This window comes from Pseudopedobacter beijingensis (assembly GCF_042678145.1).
Lineage (GTDB): Bacteria > Bacteroidota > Bacteroidia > Sphingobacteriales > Sphingobacteriaceae > Pseudopedobacter > Pseudopedobacter beijingensis.
This window is the reverse complement of the sequence record NZ_JBHUDG010000046.1, coordinates 47,133-62,813: the sequence shown is the minus strand read 5'-3', so window position 1 is coordinate 62,813 and position 15,681 is coordinate 47,133. Positions and strand designations below refer to the sequence as shown.

Sequence of the window (15,681 nt, the reverse complement as noted above, 5' to 3'; positions counted from 1 at the left end):
AATTATTATTCCAATTGACTGAGGGAAGGATTTATCAGCTCGTTTTTTCGCAGCTTATTACTACCAAATCATTGTATTTATCTGTGGTAAAATATAGAAACAGGTCGCCGCCATCGTTAATCTTTAACTTCTTTTTAAGTTCATCTGGTTTATGTGGGAAATTGCGAACAACAATATTTGCTTTTTTATGAATATTGGTCTTGTTAAAATGCTTGAATTTATCAACGGAAAGCACTTTTAAGCAGCGCCCCGGGAAGTCGCTTAATAAAATATCTGAGGTGTAGAGGTGCGAATGTTGATGTATTTTACTTACACCAAATCTGGGAACCATGCTTTTAAATAGTCCTGCTTTTAGTATTGCTGCATCGGGTTCGTATAAATACTTGTCAATATCAGTATAGCTTATATTCAGTTCCTTTTCTTTACCGTATTCGAAACTGAAAATATTTTCTCTCTCATCAGATAGCAGTACACATTTTAACTCAATTGTTTTGCTGACTTCTTTCTCCAGAACAAATAAAATCTCCTTACACTCGTTATATAAACTTACAATATGTATTTCACTAATGTTTCCGAGCTCTTTTACAGCAGATTCTATATCAAGCATAGGAGCTGCTTTTACAATAATCTTATCTGCTTTTTTAAAGTAATAATCAAGATTTGAAACAAGATTAGGTTCACAATCCTCAAAAAGAAACACCCGGTTTCCTACATCTGATCTTCTTGAGGGGTCTACATAAATAACATCAATCCCATCAATGTTTTCTAATATGCTGGTACTGTTACCTTGATGGAAAATAATATTTGAGGCGCCAAGAAGCGTAAGATTATGCCGTACAAGCGGTGCCAGATCAGCGTTAATTTCGCAATAATGTACTTTAGAAGCAGTTTTGGCAAAATAAAAATCGTCTACTCCAAAACCTCCGCTAAGATCTATAAGTGTACCTTTATCAATCAGCTTGCTTTTGTATTTGGCTGTGGCTTCTGATGAAGATTGCTCTAAATTTAATTTAGGAGGATATAAGATTCCACTGGTATTAAACCAGGAGGGAAGCTTCTTCTGTATTGCTTTTCTGGACTGTATTTGTTGGGCAAGTTGTTTACTGCTGACAGTTGTAAAAGGCGATTTCTTTAAAATGAGCTTATTAATGTCTGTATGTATACTCTCGACAATAAATTGTTGCACCTCATCTTTTAAAATAGCCTCTACATCCATCTTTCAAAAAACTTAACTAACTACAAACTGTACGTCTTTTTTACTGCGTTGTTCTAATTCAACCCTACCAAAATCTATGTGTTTTTTAATAGTTTCCGAATTAGCATTCTTAATCGTAATCAGCTCCAAATCCGACTTATAGCTCAGATTAAACTGATTATTTAGCATTTCGTTAAATCTTGCCGATTTCTGGTCATCCTGATTAAAGCAAACAGTAAAACCCAATGCAGATATCTGCATCATATTGGCATGTATATTAACGGCAGCAAAAGCTTCAAAAATCACTTTCAGGTGTCTTTCCGAGATAAAAGAATAATCTTTACTGCTAATAGTAAGCAATTGTTGCTGTTTTTTGACTATAATGGAAGGGATAGTTTCCGGAATATCCTCTTCCTTGATAACGGTTCCACTTTCGTTAGGTGTTAAAAAAGGCTTTACATAAAGCGGAATTTTCTTTACCTGCAACGGTTTAATGGTTTTAGGGTGGATAATACTGGCGCCATAATAGGTCATTTCTATAGCACTGGTATAGGAAATCTGCTCAAATTTAATGGTATCATCAAATAATTTAGGATCGGCATTTAATATTCCGGGCACATCTTTCCAAACAGTCACTCCTTTAGCATCTAAACAGTTAGCAAATATAGAGGCACTAAAATCCGAGCCTTCGCGACCTAATGTGGTCGTAAAGTTTTCTGAGGTATTGCCAATAAATCCCTGTGTTACTGCAATTTCTTTAGTTAATACGGTTGGTAACGATTTCTGAACCAGTTCAGTAGTTTTTACCCAGTCAACACGTCCTTCACGATAGGTATTATCGGTTTGAATATAAGAGCGGGCATCTATCCAACGACTGGTTATTCCGATGAAATTGAGGTAATGACTCACTATTTTCGAAGAAAGCAGTTCGCCTACAGATACAATTTGGTCGTAGATAAAATCAAAGGTATCTTGCGGTTCGTCCTCCAGCACCCATTCAATCTCAACAAAAGTATTATTAATGTCATCGTAAACCTCTGGATACTGATTGCCAAAAAGTTGTTGGATAATATCAAAATGTTTTGTCTTGATATCTTCCAACAACTCATGAGCTTTCTCGTCTTTATGGAAATATTTTGTAGTTACCTGCTCCAGAGCATTGGTTGTTTTCCCAATTGCCGAGATTATGATTAATAGTTCTTTGTCCTCTGTGTTTTTTACAATATCGGCAGCTCTTCTAATGTTTTCTGCATCTTTTAAAGAAGCTCCGCCAAATTTATATACCTGCATTTATTATTTTATATTATTAGCCAAAATACTGTTGGGATTTACGATATCACTAATTCTATCGTAGGGGATTAATAAATTAGTAGAACCAAAAGCATAAGCCTTTATTTCGTATGGATTATAGGTAAACAGTAACCCTTCTGTAGTGATTAGAAAATTATCATTGAGACTGAATTTATCACCTTCAAAAAAATAATTACCCGCTAAAGATTCGGTAGGGCTTAACTTTTCATTTTTTCTGAATATTTCTTCTGCAACTGTCTCAAGTTTAGCGTAACCACCTTCTTTAATAATATCTTTGATTTTTACTGTTTGTTTTTCCTTTACCAGATAATTATAATAAATAATGGTTTCTAATCCATGAGCACCCCCAGTAAATAAATAGTTTTCGTGTGCAATTCCAAGCAAATCACTTTGCTGATTACTTACCTTTATACTTTGTATCCATTCGTTACCGGCACTAGACTCTGGGTATTCTTTCTTAAATTTCAGGTAATCATTTAAAAAAGAGTCGGCAGCTACTTCCAGACTTATTTCTTTCTTAGACTGATTAGTTAAAATTCCATCTATATAATCGTTAAGATCCTTAGACTTAAACTCTGGATAAGTAGCTTTAACATAAGCTCCACAGGTATCTTTCTGACATTCAGTAGATGTTTTGTAAAACGAACGGATTGTATATTCTACAGAATCTGCTGTTCCATTTGTTTCCTGTGCATTTTTAGGATTAGTGTTACATGAAGCCAGAAATAGAGTTGCTCCTAAAATTGTGGTGAGTGTTTTCATAGTTTTTGTAGTTGTATTTTAGATAAAGATGCATTCAGCCAACCCGCTTCTGTTTCGGCCTGGTATTTTTTATAAAAATTGATAGCGGGTTCATTCCAATCCAAGACTTGCCATACCATACCCTGGTAATTAGCTTCTTTAGCTTCCCGTATCACTCTGTCAAATAATAATTTACCAATACCTTTTCCTCTATGTTCTTCTGTTACCAGAAAATCTTCGAGGTATAATCTACGGCCTTTCCAGGTCGAATATCGGATATAAAATAATGCAAACCCATAAATAGTGCCATTTTGTTCATATACAAAAGCTTTCCATACAGCGTGGTTACCAAAACCTGCATCAACAAACTCGTCTAGCGTAACTGTAACTTCTTCAGGTGCGTTTTCATAAACAGCCAGTTCATGTATCAGCTCAAGTAATCTTGGACAATCTTCTTTTACGGCGTATCTAATCATTAGGTTCTTCTGTATTCTTAAAATGCTTGATTACTCTTTTTCCAAAAATATCACTTCCAATTCTTACCATAGTAGAACCTTGCTCTATAGCTGTGTTATAGTCAGAAGACATACCCATAGAAACTTCCTTAAAAGAATCTTCTTTTCTGAAAAAGCTTAGTTTAAGGCCATCAAAAAAAGTTTTTAATTCGTAAAACTCCTCTTTAACCTGCTTTTCATTTTCGGTATTGGTAGCAATGCCCATTACACCCACTATTCTTACATTTTTAAGCTCCTGGAAATCATCAGATCTTAATAACTCAATAGCCTCATCAAAGCCCAATCCAAACTTTGTTTCCTCATCGGCAATGTAAATTTGTAAAAGGCAATCTATTATTCTGTCGTTCTTTTGAGCCTGTTTATTAATTTCTTTCAGCAGTTTAATACTGTCTACAGAATGTATAAGACTTACAAAAGCAGCTATATATTTTACTTTATTCGTTTGCAGGTGACCAATTAGATGCCATTGAATATCAGCAGGTAGTTTCTCTGCTTTCTCCGCCATTTCCTGCACCTGGTTTTCGCCAAAAATTCTTTGTCCGGCATCGTAAGCTTCCTGCACATCTTCTACGGGTTTGGTTTTAGAAACAGCAATTAGCTTAACGTTAATGGTCTCAATTTCCTTTTTTAATCTTTTTATATTATCGGTAATGCTCATTAATGCTTAATTTTAGCGTTTTAAATTGTAAAAGTACGAATGAAAAAGCTTTTGGCTCCATTTTGCCTGGTTATTTTTTTAACCGCATGCTTTAATAAAGACAAATCTAAGAAGATAATACCTTCAGATAAAATAAGAAATGTTTTGATAGATATTCATTTACTGGATGCTACTTTGGATTATAATTTGCAGCCGGACAGTATGTCTGGACTGGCAAAGGCCAGGTACGGTTACCTGATGGAAAAATATGATATAGACTCGGCCCAATTTGCAAACTCGCTGCAATACTATATTAAAAATAAACCAAAGGAAATAGTAGATATTTATACCAAGGTGATCGACAGTTTAGAAAACCTGAAACAAAAATTTGCAGAAACAGATCAAAAGTTTCATCTCCCACTACAGGAAAAACTTCCGGATAGTACTTATTATTCTTTTGATATACCATTTAAGATAGATAGCAACCTATTGAAAAAAACAGTGGTGGTAGATTCTGTAAAAACGGCTGTAAAAACCGATTCGATAGCTAAAGTAAATAAACCTTTAGCCATAAAACCAAAAGAGAGAAAGCAGTTGCTGAAAAAGAAAAAGTTAGATTAATATTTTAGATGATTTATCCGAAGAATAGTTTAGAAAAGCTGGGATTTGAAGAGATAAAGAACAATATAAAGAAATATTGTATCAGCGAAATGGGCATAGAAATGGTCGATAAGATCAGATTTATGAACAATGCCGAGCAAATAATTAAGTTTTTAAATCAAACCCACGAGTTTAAAACCATATTACAGTCAGACGAAGCTTTACCTATAAGTAGTTTTTACGATATTAAAAAGCTATCTGATAAAGCAAAGATAGAAGGGACCTTTCTTACAGAAGAAGAACTTTTCCAGATATATAACTCACTGCAAACGGCTTTTGCTGTAATCAGCTATTTTGAAGAAAGAGAAGGGCAATACCCTAATCTGGAAGCGCTATTTGAGCATCTTCCGATAGAAAAAAGCATTTTAAGAGAAATAGAGAGAGTTATTGATGCCAAAGGGAAGATAAAAAATAACGCATCACGACTTTTAGCTGATATTATAGATGCAATTAGTAAGGCAGAGCAGGACGCCAGAAAAAAGATAGATCAGATCTATAAAAATGCGCAAAACAATAACTGGGTAGCAGACGGAAGTTTAACTGTAAGGGATGGTCGTATTTGTATTCCCATTTTAGCAGAGAACAAACGGAAACTTAAGGGTTTTGTACATGATGAGTCTGCATCTGGGCAAACGGTTTATATAGAACCCGAGGAGGTTTTTAACCTGAATAACCTGGTCCGGGATTTGGAGTTTGAGAAAAGAAGAGAGATTATAAGGATATTAACGGAACTCACCGATAAGTTAAGGCCTTTTGTACCCATATTATACTCGTACCATAACTTTTTAACCAAATTAGATTATGTAAGGGCGAAAGCCCTTTTTGCTATAGAACTAGATGCAGAAATGCCTGTTATCACTAATGATATCGGATTGAAACTGCTAAATGCCAGACATCCTTTGCTGATGCTCTCCGGAAAGCAAACAGGCAAAACGGTGGTTCCTTTAAATATGCATTTAGATCCTAAAACGCGTATATTATTGGTATCCGGACCAAATGCCGGTGGTAAATCCGTAGCGATGAAAACGGTAGGTTTGCTGCAAATTATGGTACAATCAGGTTTGTTAATTCCAGCCAGTGAAGAATCTGAATTTTGTATCCTTAAACAGGTATTTGCAGACATTGGAGACGACCAATCTATTGAAAGTGATTTAAGTACCTACAGTGCGCATTTGTCTAAAATGAAATATTTTACAGAAAATGCCAACGGAAAAACGCTTATTTTAATAGACGAGTTTGGTACAGGAACAGATCCGCAGTTTGGAGGTCCAATAGCAGAGGCTGTATTAGAAATTATCAATAAGAAAAAAGCGCTAGGGGTAATTACCACGCATTATTCCAATCTTAAAGTTTTTGCAAACCATACAGAAGGTTTAGAGAACGCATCTATGATTTTTGATAATGTGAATTTACAACCATTATATATGCTTGAGATGGGCAAACCAGGCAGCTCTTATGCTTTTGAAATAGCCCAAAAAATCGGTTTGTCGCAGCATCTGATAGATTTAGCAAAAAGTAAGATTGATGTGCAACAGCGCAAAGTAGATACTTTACTGGTTGATCTTGAACGCGATAAAAAGGAGCTATACGATCAAAAAAGATATATAGACCGCGAACGCCGAAAAATTGATGAGCTACTGCTTGAGAACCAAAAGCTGAAAAACTATTATGAAGAAAATAGAAAGCAATTATTAAAAGAAGCTAAACTTGAAGCTCAACAGATTATAAAAGGCGCTAATAAATTAGTAGAGAATACTATTGCCGAGATTAAAACCAACAAAGCTGATAAAGATAAGACACAAACGCTAAGGGCTAATCTTAATACCGAACTTAAGAAACATGATATAAAACCCGAACCTCCTAAAAAATCAGATAAATCTAATGTAGAAGAGATTGTAAAAGGCAGTTGGGTGCGTTTAAAAGACTCGGGAAATATAGCCCAGATACTGGATATAAGTAAAGATAATCTGATTATTGCATTTGGCGAATTACGTTCAGTTGTTAAAAAGAATAGAGTAGAAGTGGTAACTTCTAAAGAAGTTCCTAAAGAAATAAAAAGAGCATCCGGAGCTTCACATACGCAATCGGCAGTAGATTTTGTAAGTGAAATAGATGTGCGGGGTATGCGTGGCGAAGAAGCACTAGCAAAAATAGAAAGTTTATTAGACAGGGCTGTGATGTTTTCTATGGGATCTTTTAAAATTATACATGGGAAAGGAGATGGTATTTTAAGAAAACTCATCAGAACTTACCTTAAAAAATACTCAGAAGTAGATCGTTTAGAAGATGAACATGCCGATAGAGGAGGAGACGGAATAACCTATGTTTACTTAAAATAGGGTTAAGAAAATCCCTTATTCGATTACGGCAGGATTTTGTTACCATTTATATGTAACATTTTTGTTTGATTTGAAAGAAACTCATTCTTTTGAAATTTAATAATTAGGTTATTTTTCAAGGATATTCAGAATTAAAAGTTTAAACATCGATTTTAATTTTAATTTTTTGTATCAGTAATTAATTAAATTAATTTTATCAAACCTGAAAAATAGGATTAGCTGTAGTCCTGTTAAAATTATTTAAAAAAAATAAGAGTTTATTATTAATAATTTCTATATTTGTAATGCCCTCCCAAAGGGCATGTTTTTCATAGGTAGATGTAGGGTCGAATACTTGTATTCGACCCTTTTTTATTTCATATATTTGCCTGTAATCGTTTATATACATGAAGAAAAAAATCGTAGTTGCCATAACAGGAGCGAGTGGATCTATATATGCTAAGTTATTATTAAATAGGTTATTGCAATTGAATGAACAGATAAAAGATTTAGCAGTAATTATGTCCGATAACGCAAAAGATGTTTGGCGTGAGGAACTGGGCGATCAATCTTACGAAGACTTACCTGTTACATTTTACGATAAAACCGATTTCTATGCCCCTTTTGCTTCAGGATCAGCAAAATACGATACCATGATTGTTATTCCATGCTCTATGGGGACTTTAGCTCGCATAGCCGCCGGAACTTCCAATGACTTAACCACAAGAGCAGCGGATGTTATTTTAAAAGAACGTCGCAAATTGATCCTGGTCGCCAGGGAAATGCCTTATAACCTTATCCATATTAATAATATAAAAACAGTTACAGAAGCCGGAGCCATAGTTTGCCCCGCTTCACCTTCTTATTACAGCAAACCTAAGAGTATAGAAGAACTAGCTTTAACTGTGGTAGACAGGGTTATAGATTTAGCAGGCCTTGAAAATGATTCGTACCGTTGGGGAGAATAATCTATAGCCTAAGATTTAAATTGTTATATATCTCATCTTTCTGAAACAAACCGAGGAATTATACACCCATTATATTGGTTACGCTCCAATAAATTGACAGGTTTACAGATTTCGAAAGTAATGAGGTGTATTATTGATTGAAATCAAATTTGTTCATTTATTAAACTTTTCTGACAGGAAGTTAGGTATAGCTTTCCATCTAAAATATTTATCTTTGCCGGGATTATGAGTAAAAGTGTTGCTTTTTATACCTTAGGCTGTAAGTTAAACTATTCGGAGACTTCTACAATAGGGAGACAGTTTAAAGAAGCGGGTTTTGATACCGTGGAGTTTACTGATAAAGCAGACGTGTATGTAATTAATACATGTTCTGTAACAGAAAACGCAGATAAGAAGTGCAGAAAAGTAGTAAAAGAAGCCCTGAAATACTCGCCAAATGCTTATATCGCCATAGTAGGGTGCTATGCGCAGTTAAAACCTAAAGAAATTTCTGAAATAGAGGGGGTAGATGTAGTTTTAGGAGCGGCAGAAAAGTTTCAATTGCTGGAGCATATCAAAGACCTTACAAAAAATCCAAAAGCAGAGATTTTTAATAAACCCATAGAAGAAACAAATGAGTTTGTAGCCTCTTATTCTTTTGGCGACAGAACCAGAACATTTCTGAAAGTACAAGATGGTTGCGATTATTCCTGTACATTTTGTACAATTCCGTTAGCCAGAGGAGAAAGCAGAAGCGATACTATTGGTAATATTATAAAACAAGCCGAAGAAATAGCCGCATCAGGAGTTAGAGAAATTGTACTTACCGGTGTAAATATTGGTGATTTCGGTATCAGAAACGGTAAAAGAGAAGATCGTTTTTTTGATTTGGTTAAAGCTTTAGATGAAGTAGAGGGGATAGATCGGATCAGAATATCATCCATAGAACCTAATTTGTTAAGTACAGAAATTATAGAATTTGTATCTCGTTCAAAAAGGTTTGTACCCCATTTTCATATCCCTTTACAATCAGGTTCTAATAAAATATTAGGACTGATGAGAAGGAGATATAAAAGAGAATTATATGTAGACAGGGTTGCAGAAATTAAAAGAATCATGCCCGACTGTTGCATAGGCGTTGATGTGATAGTAGGTTTTCCGGGCGAAACCAGAGAAGATTTCATAGATACCTATAATTTCATTAACGATTTAGACGTTTCTTACCTACACGTATTCACCTACTCAGAAAGAGAAAACACACCAGCCATAGAAATGGAGGGGAGTGTCCCGGGATCTCAAAGAGCAGATAGGAGTAAAATGTTACACATACTTTCAGATAAAAAACGCAGAGCTTTTTACGAAACACAATTAGGAAAAGGAGGAGACGTTTTATTTGAAAGCGATTTAAAAGAAGGGTATATGCATGGTTTTAGCAGAAACTACGTTAAAGTTAAAGTAAAGTACGATCCCTTATTAATTAACGAATTAAAGGCTGTAAAGTTCGAGTCGGTATTACCAGACGGAACAATGCATGCCGAAGAAATAGCAGAAACATTGGTGCACTAAATATATTTAGTACACATATTATTAGATGAACACATTTACAGAAGAAAGTCAGCTGTCTGTATGGCAAAAATTTTTACAGTATAAAATTGTTAGGTTTTTCTTATCAGCAGGTATAGCAGCAATAGCAGATTTTATACTTTATTATATTATCATCAATTTTATAATTACCACCAAAACAGTAGATGTTCTAGGGCGTACAGTAAAATCACATGAATTTTGTCTGTTGCTTTCCTACTCTTTTGGTGTATTGGTGAATTTTACCATCACTAAGTTTACCGTTTTTACAGAATCAACCCTAAAAAACAGGCAACAATTTTCGCGATTTATATCCGTTGCTTTCATTGGTTTTTTTGCTAACTATGGATTATTAAGGTTCTTTGTCGAGTTTTTTGATATGATACCTACCTTTGCAAGGGTAGCATCAGCATTAAGTTTGGGCTTTGCTAGCTATTATATCCATAAATTCTTTACTTTCAGAAACAACAAAAATGATTAATTACGAAAAAATCTGTGCACAGGTAGTGGAAATTGCAAAATCCGCAGGTTCATTTATCAGACAAGAAAGAGAAGCATTTTCATTAGCTAAGGTTGAATACAAAGGAAAAAACGATTTGGTATCTTATGTAGACAAAGCCGCAGAAGACACCATTATAAAATCTTTAACCGAATTACTGCCAGGAGCTGGTTTTATTGCCGAAGAAAATAAAGAGGTTAGCGTATCAGAAGAGTTTAACTGGATAATAGATCCTTTAGACGGTACAACCAATTTTATTCATGGTATCCCTGCATTTGCAGTAAGTATAGCCTTACAATATAAAACAGAGCTGGTAATAGGAGTAGTGTATGAGATAGGTAAAGACGAATGTTTTTATGCATGGAAAGATAGCGCAGCTTACCTTAACGGTAAAGAAATCCGTGTATCAGAAAATACTAAAGTAGCAGATACTTTACTGGCGACGGGCTTTCCATATTACGATTTTGAAAAAAAAGATGCCTATATGGAGCTCTTTGGCGATTTAATCCAAAACTGCCATGGTTTAAGACGTATTGGTGCAGCCGCTGTTGATTTAGCTTATACCGCCTGTGGAAGATTTGATGGTTATTTTGAATATAACCTGAAACCCTGGGATATTGCTGCAGGACTATTTATAGTTCAACAAGCAGGAGGAAAAGTGGTAGATTTTAAAGGTGGTAATGATATGCTCAAAGATTGTGATTTGATAGCTACCAATGGACACATCTCAGAAGAATTATTACAATACGTTAAGAAATATTTCTCTAAATTTTATCAGTAAAATCATAAATTTAAGAATCTGTTTAAATTTACTTTAGCAAGGTTTTTATAAGCTATTTGCGATGGAATGGTATAGGTTTAGAAAATAATAGTTCTAAAAACAAGTCCATTCAAAAACACAGCAGAAACCAAAAGGGGAATTTTAAACAGGTATAAAATGCTTCCGTTTTGCATTACATTTAAAATTAGATTATGATTTCTCACGCTACTTATCAGGCCGCTAAATTTATAGCTCCTTTGCTAAATAATTACTTCGAACAGTATATTATAGATGCTGCTGGCGAAGATAAGAAAGCGCATCAGGTTAATTCGCCCTCCTCAGAATTTATAGAAGCACTTATAGATGCCGCCTTTTGGGCAAGTTTGAGAAAAGAAGAAGGTAATTCACCAAAAATATCTATAGCCTTTTTATCCCCTGAACAAACAACAGACCCCTTATTGTTTGGGAGCAGATTAAGGTTAACTCCCCGAAACCTAACCAAAATTGCACCTGGTGTAGAAGGTTCAGGCATACATCTGGGAGTTTGGTTTGATGAGACAGGGCTTTATATTTGGGGAACTACACTCAATATCCCTAATTATTGTTTCGTTCTGGATGTATCAGAACCCGCGTTATTGGTAGTAAAACACCGTAGGCTTTGTGGTTTTGGTAAGTTTACCAATGTAGCCATATTAAAAGGAGACGAAATAAAGGTAATTGACGAAAATAGCGCATTTCTACCCGATAGCCCTCAATTACTGAATTATCTGTTAGGGCTCAATACCAATACTTTACAGACAGAGTCAGTAAATGTATTAATTCAGCTGGCTGTATCTATGCGGGCGCATCAGAAAGGCGGCATTATACTTATAGTACCTACGGGAAGTAATACCTGGCATAAATCTATAGTGCATCCCATACAATACCTGATAGATCCGGTATTTACCAATTTATCAAAATTAGTAAATGAGCATTCCGATATCATTAGCGAAGCTTTTTGGGAAAGTACCGTAAAAAAAGAAATTGATAACATAGCCGGATTAAGTGCGGTAGATGGAGCCATTATTTTAAATGATACTTACGAACTGCTGGCATTTGGTACAAAAATTATCAAAAAAAGTGGTGCCGAACAGATAGATAAACTGGCATTTATAGAGCCAATTATAGGGGCAGAGGTTAAAGAGATTTTTCCGGGAGAACTGGGCGGTACAAGGCACTTATCGGCAGCACAGTTTATATATGACCAAAGAGACGCAACAGCTTTGGTTGCTTCTCAGGACGGGCATTTTACAGTGTTTTCATGGTCACCAGAAAGAAATATGGTACAATCTTACAGAATAGACACTTTACTTATTTAATGATTATTAAAGTAGTTCCCGAGGAGGAATATTTAAAACTTTAGGTTAGAAACAAAAGTATGACAATTATATACTGGAATTTCAGAAAAATAGAAATCGTTTAAATCTTCTGTAATAATGGTATCACACCCAGATTGTATTGCAGAGTAGTATTCTAGCCCATCTTCAAAATCATGAATAGATGGGTTTTCGCTTGTGTATTTAACCGTGTGTTCATTGGTATCAGTAATTTTTAATTTTTCTGACAAGATAGCAATTTTGTTTTTTGCCTGCTTTGCTCCACACTTTTTACCGGCAAAATAAAATGCAATAGCAAGGCAAATAGGAGAGGTATAAACCTGAATATTCGGTTTGTCTGATAAGCTTAAAACTCTGGCAGCATAAGGAAATAAAGGGTATTGTTTATTTAAAACAGCCACCAGAACATTGGCATCCACAAAAACTCTCATTTTTTTGAATCAAAGAAATCTGATTTCATTTGCTTTCTGGAAGGTGTGCGAGTATACTCAGCTTTTTCTTCAGCTACCATACTCACCCAGTCTGAGATAGGTAAATCATCCAGGTTCTGATAGTTTTTGGTAGTCATTTGCCTAAAAATCATTTCCGTAAGCCTGGATAGGCTTATGTTATTCTTAGAGGCAAATTCTTTTGCTTCTTTAATCACTTGCTCATCAAATGATAAGGTAATCTTAGCATCCATAGCTCAGTATTTTATTTTATACGACAAAGATAATTATTTTATACGTATACTGAAATAGATATATAAGATTTGACACCATACTTTACACTAACTAAAAGTAAATGGAAGTACTTGTAGAAAGATATGTTAATACTTCTCCAACACTTCTTTAATGCATCTCCACCTTTTAGCTAACTGATTTATTAAAGAAAAATGAGGCTATGGTTGATTATGAAAATAAATACACTAAGCCAGCCAAAAGAGAACCTCTAGCTATAGTGTAGAAGAATAACAAAGAAGAAAAAGATTGAAAATTGCTGTAAGAGAGCAACAGAAATAATTTTATAATACCAGGTATAAAAACCGAAAGACAAATAATATTAACTATTCTTTATTCCAGTTTTTATGCCCGTATATATTTAGAGTACTAAAGTGTTTCTTTTAACCAATTGAAAAACTCTCTTTGCCAAACAATGCCATTTTGAGGTTTCAGCACCCAATGGTTTTCTTCCGGAAAAAACACTAAACGACTTTTGATTCCTTTCAATTGAGCTACCTGATAGGCTTGTAAACCCTGTTCTATAGGTACTCTAAAATCTTTACCACCCTGAAATATTAAAATAGGCGTATTCCAATTTTTTACATATTCGCTGGGACTAAAGGTTTTATAAGCAGCCGGTGCATTTTCCTGCCAATAGGAGCCGCCCACGTCTTTGTTGGCAAAAAACAGTTCTTCCGTGGTGCCGTACCAGCTTCTTAAATCAAATAACCCGTTATGAGCAATAAATGTCTTAAATCTGTTCTGGTGAATGCCGGCAAGCATATAAACCGAGTATCCGCCATAACTGGCGCCTACACACCCCAAACGATTTTTATCAACAAAAGGTTCTTTTGAAACATCGTCAATAGCAGATAAATAATCTTTCATAGCCTGACCGCCCCAATCGCCGCTTATTTGCTTGTTCCATTCTACACCAAATCCCGGTAAACCTCTTCTGTTAGGTGCTATAACAATGTATCCTTGTGCAGCCATGAGCTGGAAATTCCATCTTACCGAATAAAATTGTGAAACGGCAGATTGCGGACCTCCCTGACAGTAAAGCAGGGTAGGATATTTTTTAGCCGGATCAAAATCAGGAGGGTAAATAACCCAGGTCAACATGTCTTTTCCGTCAGTTGTTTTTACCCATCTTTCTTCAACCTTGCTTAATGCAATATTTTTATACTCTTCATCATTTACATGGGTAAGGGGTGCTAGTTTTCCAGAAGATATATCTAGATAAAATAGTTCTGCCGAGTGGTTTATGTCGGTTTTATTGACTATCAGTTGATTTTTGTATTGTCCCAGTATAGCGTTTATATCCCATGCACCACTGGTTAATTGTTTAATATGTTTAGCCGTATTTTGTGAAAGTTCTTTCTGAAGATCTATTTGATAAACCTGTTGTGTCCCTTTAAGAAAAGCAGTAAAGAATATCTTTTTAGCGTCCTTGCTCCAATTAAAACTTACAACAGATTCGTCCCAATTTTTAGTAAGATTATATTTCTTGTTTGCTGCTATGTCCCATATTACAATATCATTTTTGTCAGACTCGTACCCATCCTCAGACATACTGGTCCATGCCAGTAAAGAACCATCTTCATTAAAGGCTGGTTGGGTATCATAGCCCATCATACCTTGCGTTAGGTTCCTGGTTGCTTTAGACTGGATATTGTATTGATAAATGTCTGTATTTGTACTTGTTGCATATTCTTTACCAAACTTTTTCTTGCACACATATAAAATAGATTTACTGTCTGCTGCCCAAATAACATCTTCGGCACCACCAAATGGTTTTTGAGGAGAATCATAAGGTTCATTTTCCATAATATCCCTAATGTTTTCCACTTTATCAGCCTGAATGTCTGCAACAAAAACATGCGAAAACTTTCCTTCTGTCCAGGTATCCCAATGACGGTAGTTTAAATCGTTAAAAACATAGGCATTTGCTTTAGGTAAATCGGTGTAAATGGCGTTTGCTTCCGTTTTTACAACCAGAACGTCCTGCGTAAAAAGCAGGTATTTTCCGTTTGGAGAGAGTTTAGCATTGGCAATTCCTCCCTCTATATGACTTATTTGTTTATGATTATTATAATTTAAGTCGCAAGCCCAAAGTTGATCGTTTTTTAAATAATATACCTTGTTTTCTAAAATTTGAATATCACTTATACTCTCTTCAGGCTTATTTATAAGCTTCTGTTTACTATTTTCTAACGATAAGGCATAAGTGTTTTTTGTGCTTTTATTTTCTTCTAAATTGACTTTGGTAACCGTATAAATTACTTCCTTTTTTTGAGTATTGATTGTATTTCCGGCTACTCGTCCCAATTGCCAAAGCTTTTCGGGACTTAATTTTTGCTGTGCGATAATGGGCGTGGAGCTTAACAAGATGATGCTGAGTATAAAGTGTTTTTTCATGTGACCTACATTTACAATAAAT

At 35.0% G+C, this 15,681-nt stretch carries 15 protein-coding genes; 7 read left to right on the top strand and 8 right to left on the bottom strand.

The features are described from left to right. Positions 1-34: 34 nt before the first annotated feature. The 5 genes from ACFSAH_RS15960 to ACFSAH_RS15940 are packed head-to-tail and all read right to left on the bottom strand — an operon-like array spanning position 35 to position 4,420. On the bottom strand, positions 35-1,216 hold the full coding sequence (locus ACFSAH_RS15960; protein WP_379663740.1) for a THUMP-like domain-containing protein: 1,182 nt from the start codon (positions 1,214-1,216) through the stop codon (positions 35-37). A gap of 12 nt (positions 1,217-1,228) precedes the next feature. Beyond that, positions 1,229-2,485, bottom strand: coding sequence for an aspartate kinase (locus ACFSAH_RS15955; protein ID WP_379663739.1), 1,257 nt, complete (start codon positions 2,483-2,485; stop codon positions 1,229-1,231). Positions 2,486-2,488: 3 nt separating this feature from the next. Beyond that, a complete protein-coding gene (locus ACFSAH_RS15950; RefSeq protein WP_379663738.1) occupies positions 2,489-3,268 on the bottom strand; it encodes a DUF3298 and DUF4163 domain-containing protein in 780 nt (259 codons plus the stop codon). Next, positions 3,265-3,723: a GNAT family N-acetyltransferase gene (locus ACFSAH_RS15945; protein WP_379663737.1), complete on the bottom strand. Its 459-nt coding sequence runs from the start codon at positions 3,721-3,723 to the stop codon at positions 3,265-3,267. The genes ACFSAH_RS15950 and ACFSAH_RS15945 overlap by 4 nt, the downstream gene beginning before the upstream one ends. Then, positions 3,716-4,420: a YggS family pyridoxal phosphate-dependent enzyme gene (locus tag ACFSAH_RS15940; protein ID WP_379663736.1), complete on the bottom strand. Its 705-nt coding sequence runs from the start codon at positions 4,418-4,420 to the stop codon at positions 3,716-3,718. The genes ACFSAH_RS15945 and ACFSAH_RS15940 overlap by 8 nt, the downstream gene beginning before the upstream one ends. Positions 4,421-4,459: 39 nt before the next feature. Between ACFSAH_RS15940 and ACFSAH_RS15935 the strand changes: the two genes are divergently transcribed. The 7 genes from ACFSAH_RS15935 (at position 4,460) to ACFSAH_RS15905 (ending at position 12,522) form a co-directional block, all read left to right on the top strand. Then, positions 4,460-5,020, top strand: a complete 561-nt coding sequence (locus ACFSAH_RS15935) for a DUF4296 domain-containing protein (protein WP_379663735.1) — start codon at positions 4,460-4,462, stop codon at positions 5,018-5,020. 8 nt (positions 5,021-5,028) lie between these two features. Then, positions 5,029-7,398 carry an endonuclease MutS2 gene (locus ACFSAH_RS15930; RefSeq protein ID WP_379663734.1) on the top strand — a complete coding sequence of 790 codons (2,370 nt, stop codon included), beginning with the start codon at positions 5,029-5,031 and terminating at the stop codon, positions 7,396-7,398. Between the two features lie 386 nt (positions 7,399-7,784). Next, a complete protein-coding gene (locus ACFSAH_RS15925) occupies positions 7,785-8,345 on the top strand; it encodes a UbiX family flavin prenyltransferase (protein WP_379663733.1) in 561 nt (186 codons plus the stop codon). Between the two features lie 225 nt (positions 8,346-8,570). Continuing rightward, positions 8,571-9,890: a tRNA (N(6)-L-threonylcarbamoyladenosine(37)-C(2))-methylthiotransferase MtaB gene (gene mtaB, locus ACFSAH_RS15920; protein ID WP_379663732.1), complete on the top strand. Its 1,320-nt coding sequence runs from the start codon at positions 8,571-8,573 to the stop codon at positions 9,888-9,890. 25 nt (positions 9,891-9,915) lie between these two features. Then, on the top strand, positions 9,916-10,386 hold the full coding sequence (locus ACFSAH_RS15915; protein WP_379663731.1) for a GtrA family protein: 471 nt from the start codon (positions 9,916-9,918) through the stop codon (positions 10,384-10,386). Further along, entirely contained in the window at positions 10,379-11,185 is an 807-nt protein-coding gene (locus ACFSAH_RS15910) for an inositol monophosphatase family protein (protein ID WP_379663730.1), read from the top strand. The genes ACFSAH_RS15915 and ACFSAH_RS15910 overlap by 8 nt, the downstream gene beginning before the upstream one ends. Before the next feature lie 191 nt (positions 11,186-11,376). Beyond that, positions 11,377-12,522, top strand: a complete 1,146-nt coding sequence (locus ACFSAH_RS15905) for a putative sensor domain DACNV-containing protein (protein ID WP_379663729.1) — start codon at positions 11,377-11,379, stop codon at positions 12,520-12,522. Between the two features lie 32 nt (positions 12,523-12,554). On the opposite strand, the gene ACFSAH_RS15900 is transcribed toward ACFSAH_RS15905, so the two are convergent. The 3 genes from ACFSAH_RS15900 to ACFSAH_RS15890 all read right to left on the bottom strand — a co-directional run bounded on the left by ACFSAH_RS15900 (position 12,555) and on the right by ACFSAH_RS15890 (position 15,659). Continuing rightward, complete coding sequence (locus ACFSAH_RS15900; RefSeq protein ID WP_379663728.1) at positions 12,555-12,971, bottom strand: PIN domain-containing protein; 417 nt, start codon at positions 12,969-12,971, stop codon at positions 12,555-12,557. Continuing rightward, entirely contained in the window at positions 12,968-13,222 is a 255-nt protein-coding gene (locus tag ACFSAH_RS15895; protein WP_379663727.1) for a DUF6364 family protein, read from the bottom strand. The genes ACFSAH_RS15900 and ACFSAH_RS15895 overlap by 4 nt, the downstream gene beginning before the upstream one ends. A gap of 406 nt (positions 13,223-13,628) precedes the next feature. Further along, positions 13,629-15,659, bottom strand: a complete 2,031-nt coding sequence (locus ACFSAH_RS15890) for a S9 family peptidase (RefSeq protein WP_379663726.1) — start codon at positions 15,657-15,659, stop codon at positions 13,629-13,631. Between the last annotated feature and the right edge of the window lie 22 nt (positions 15,660-15,681).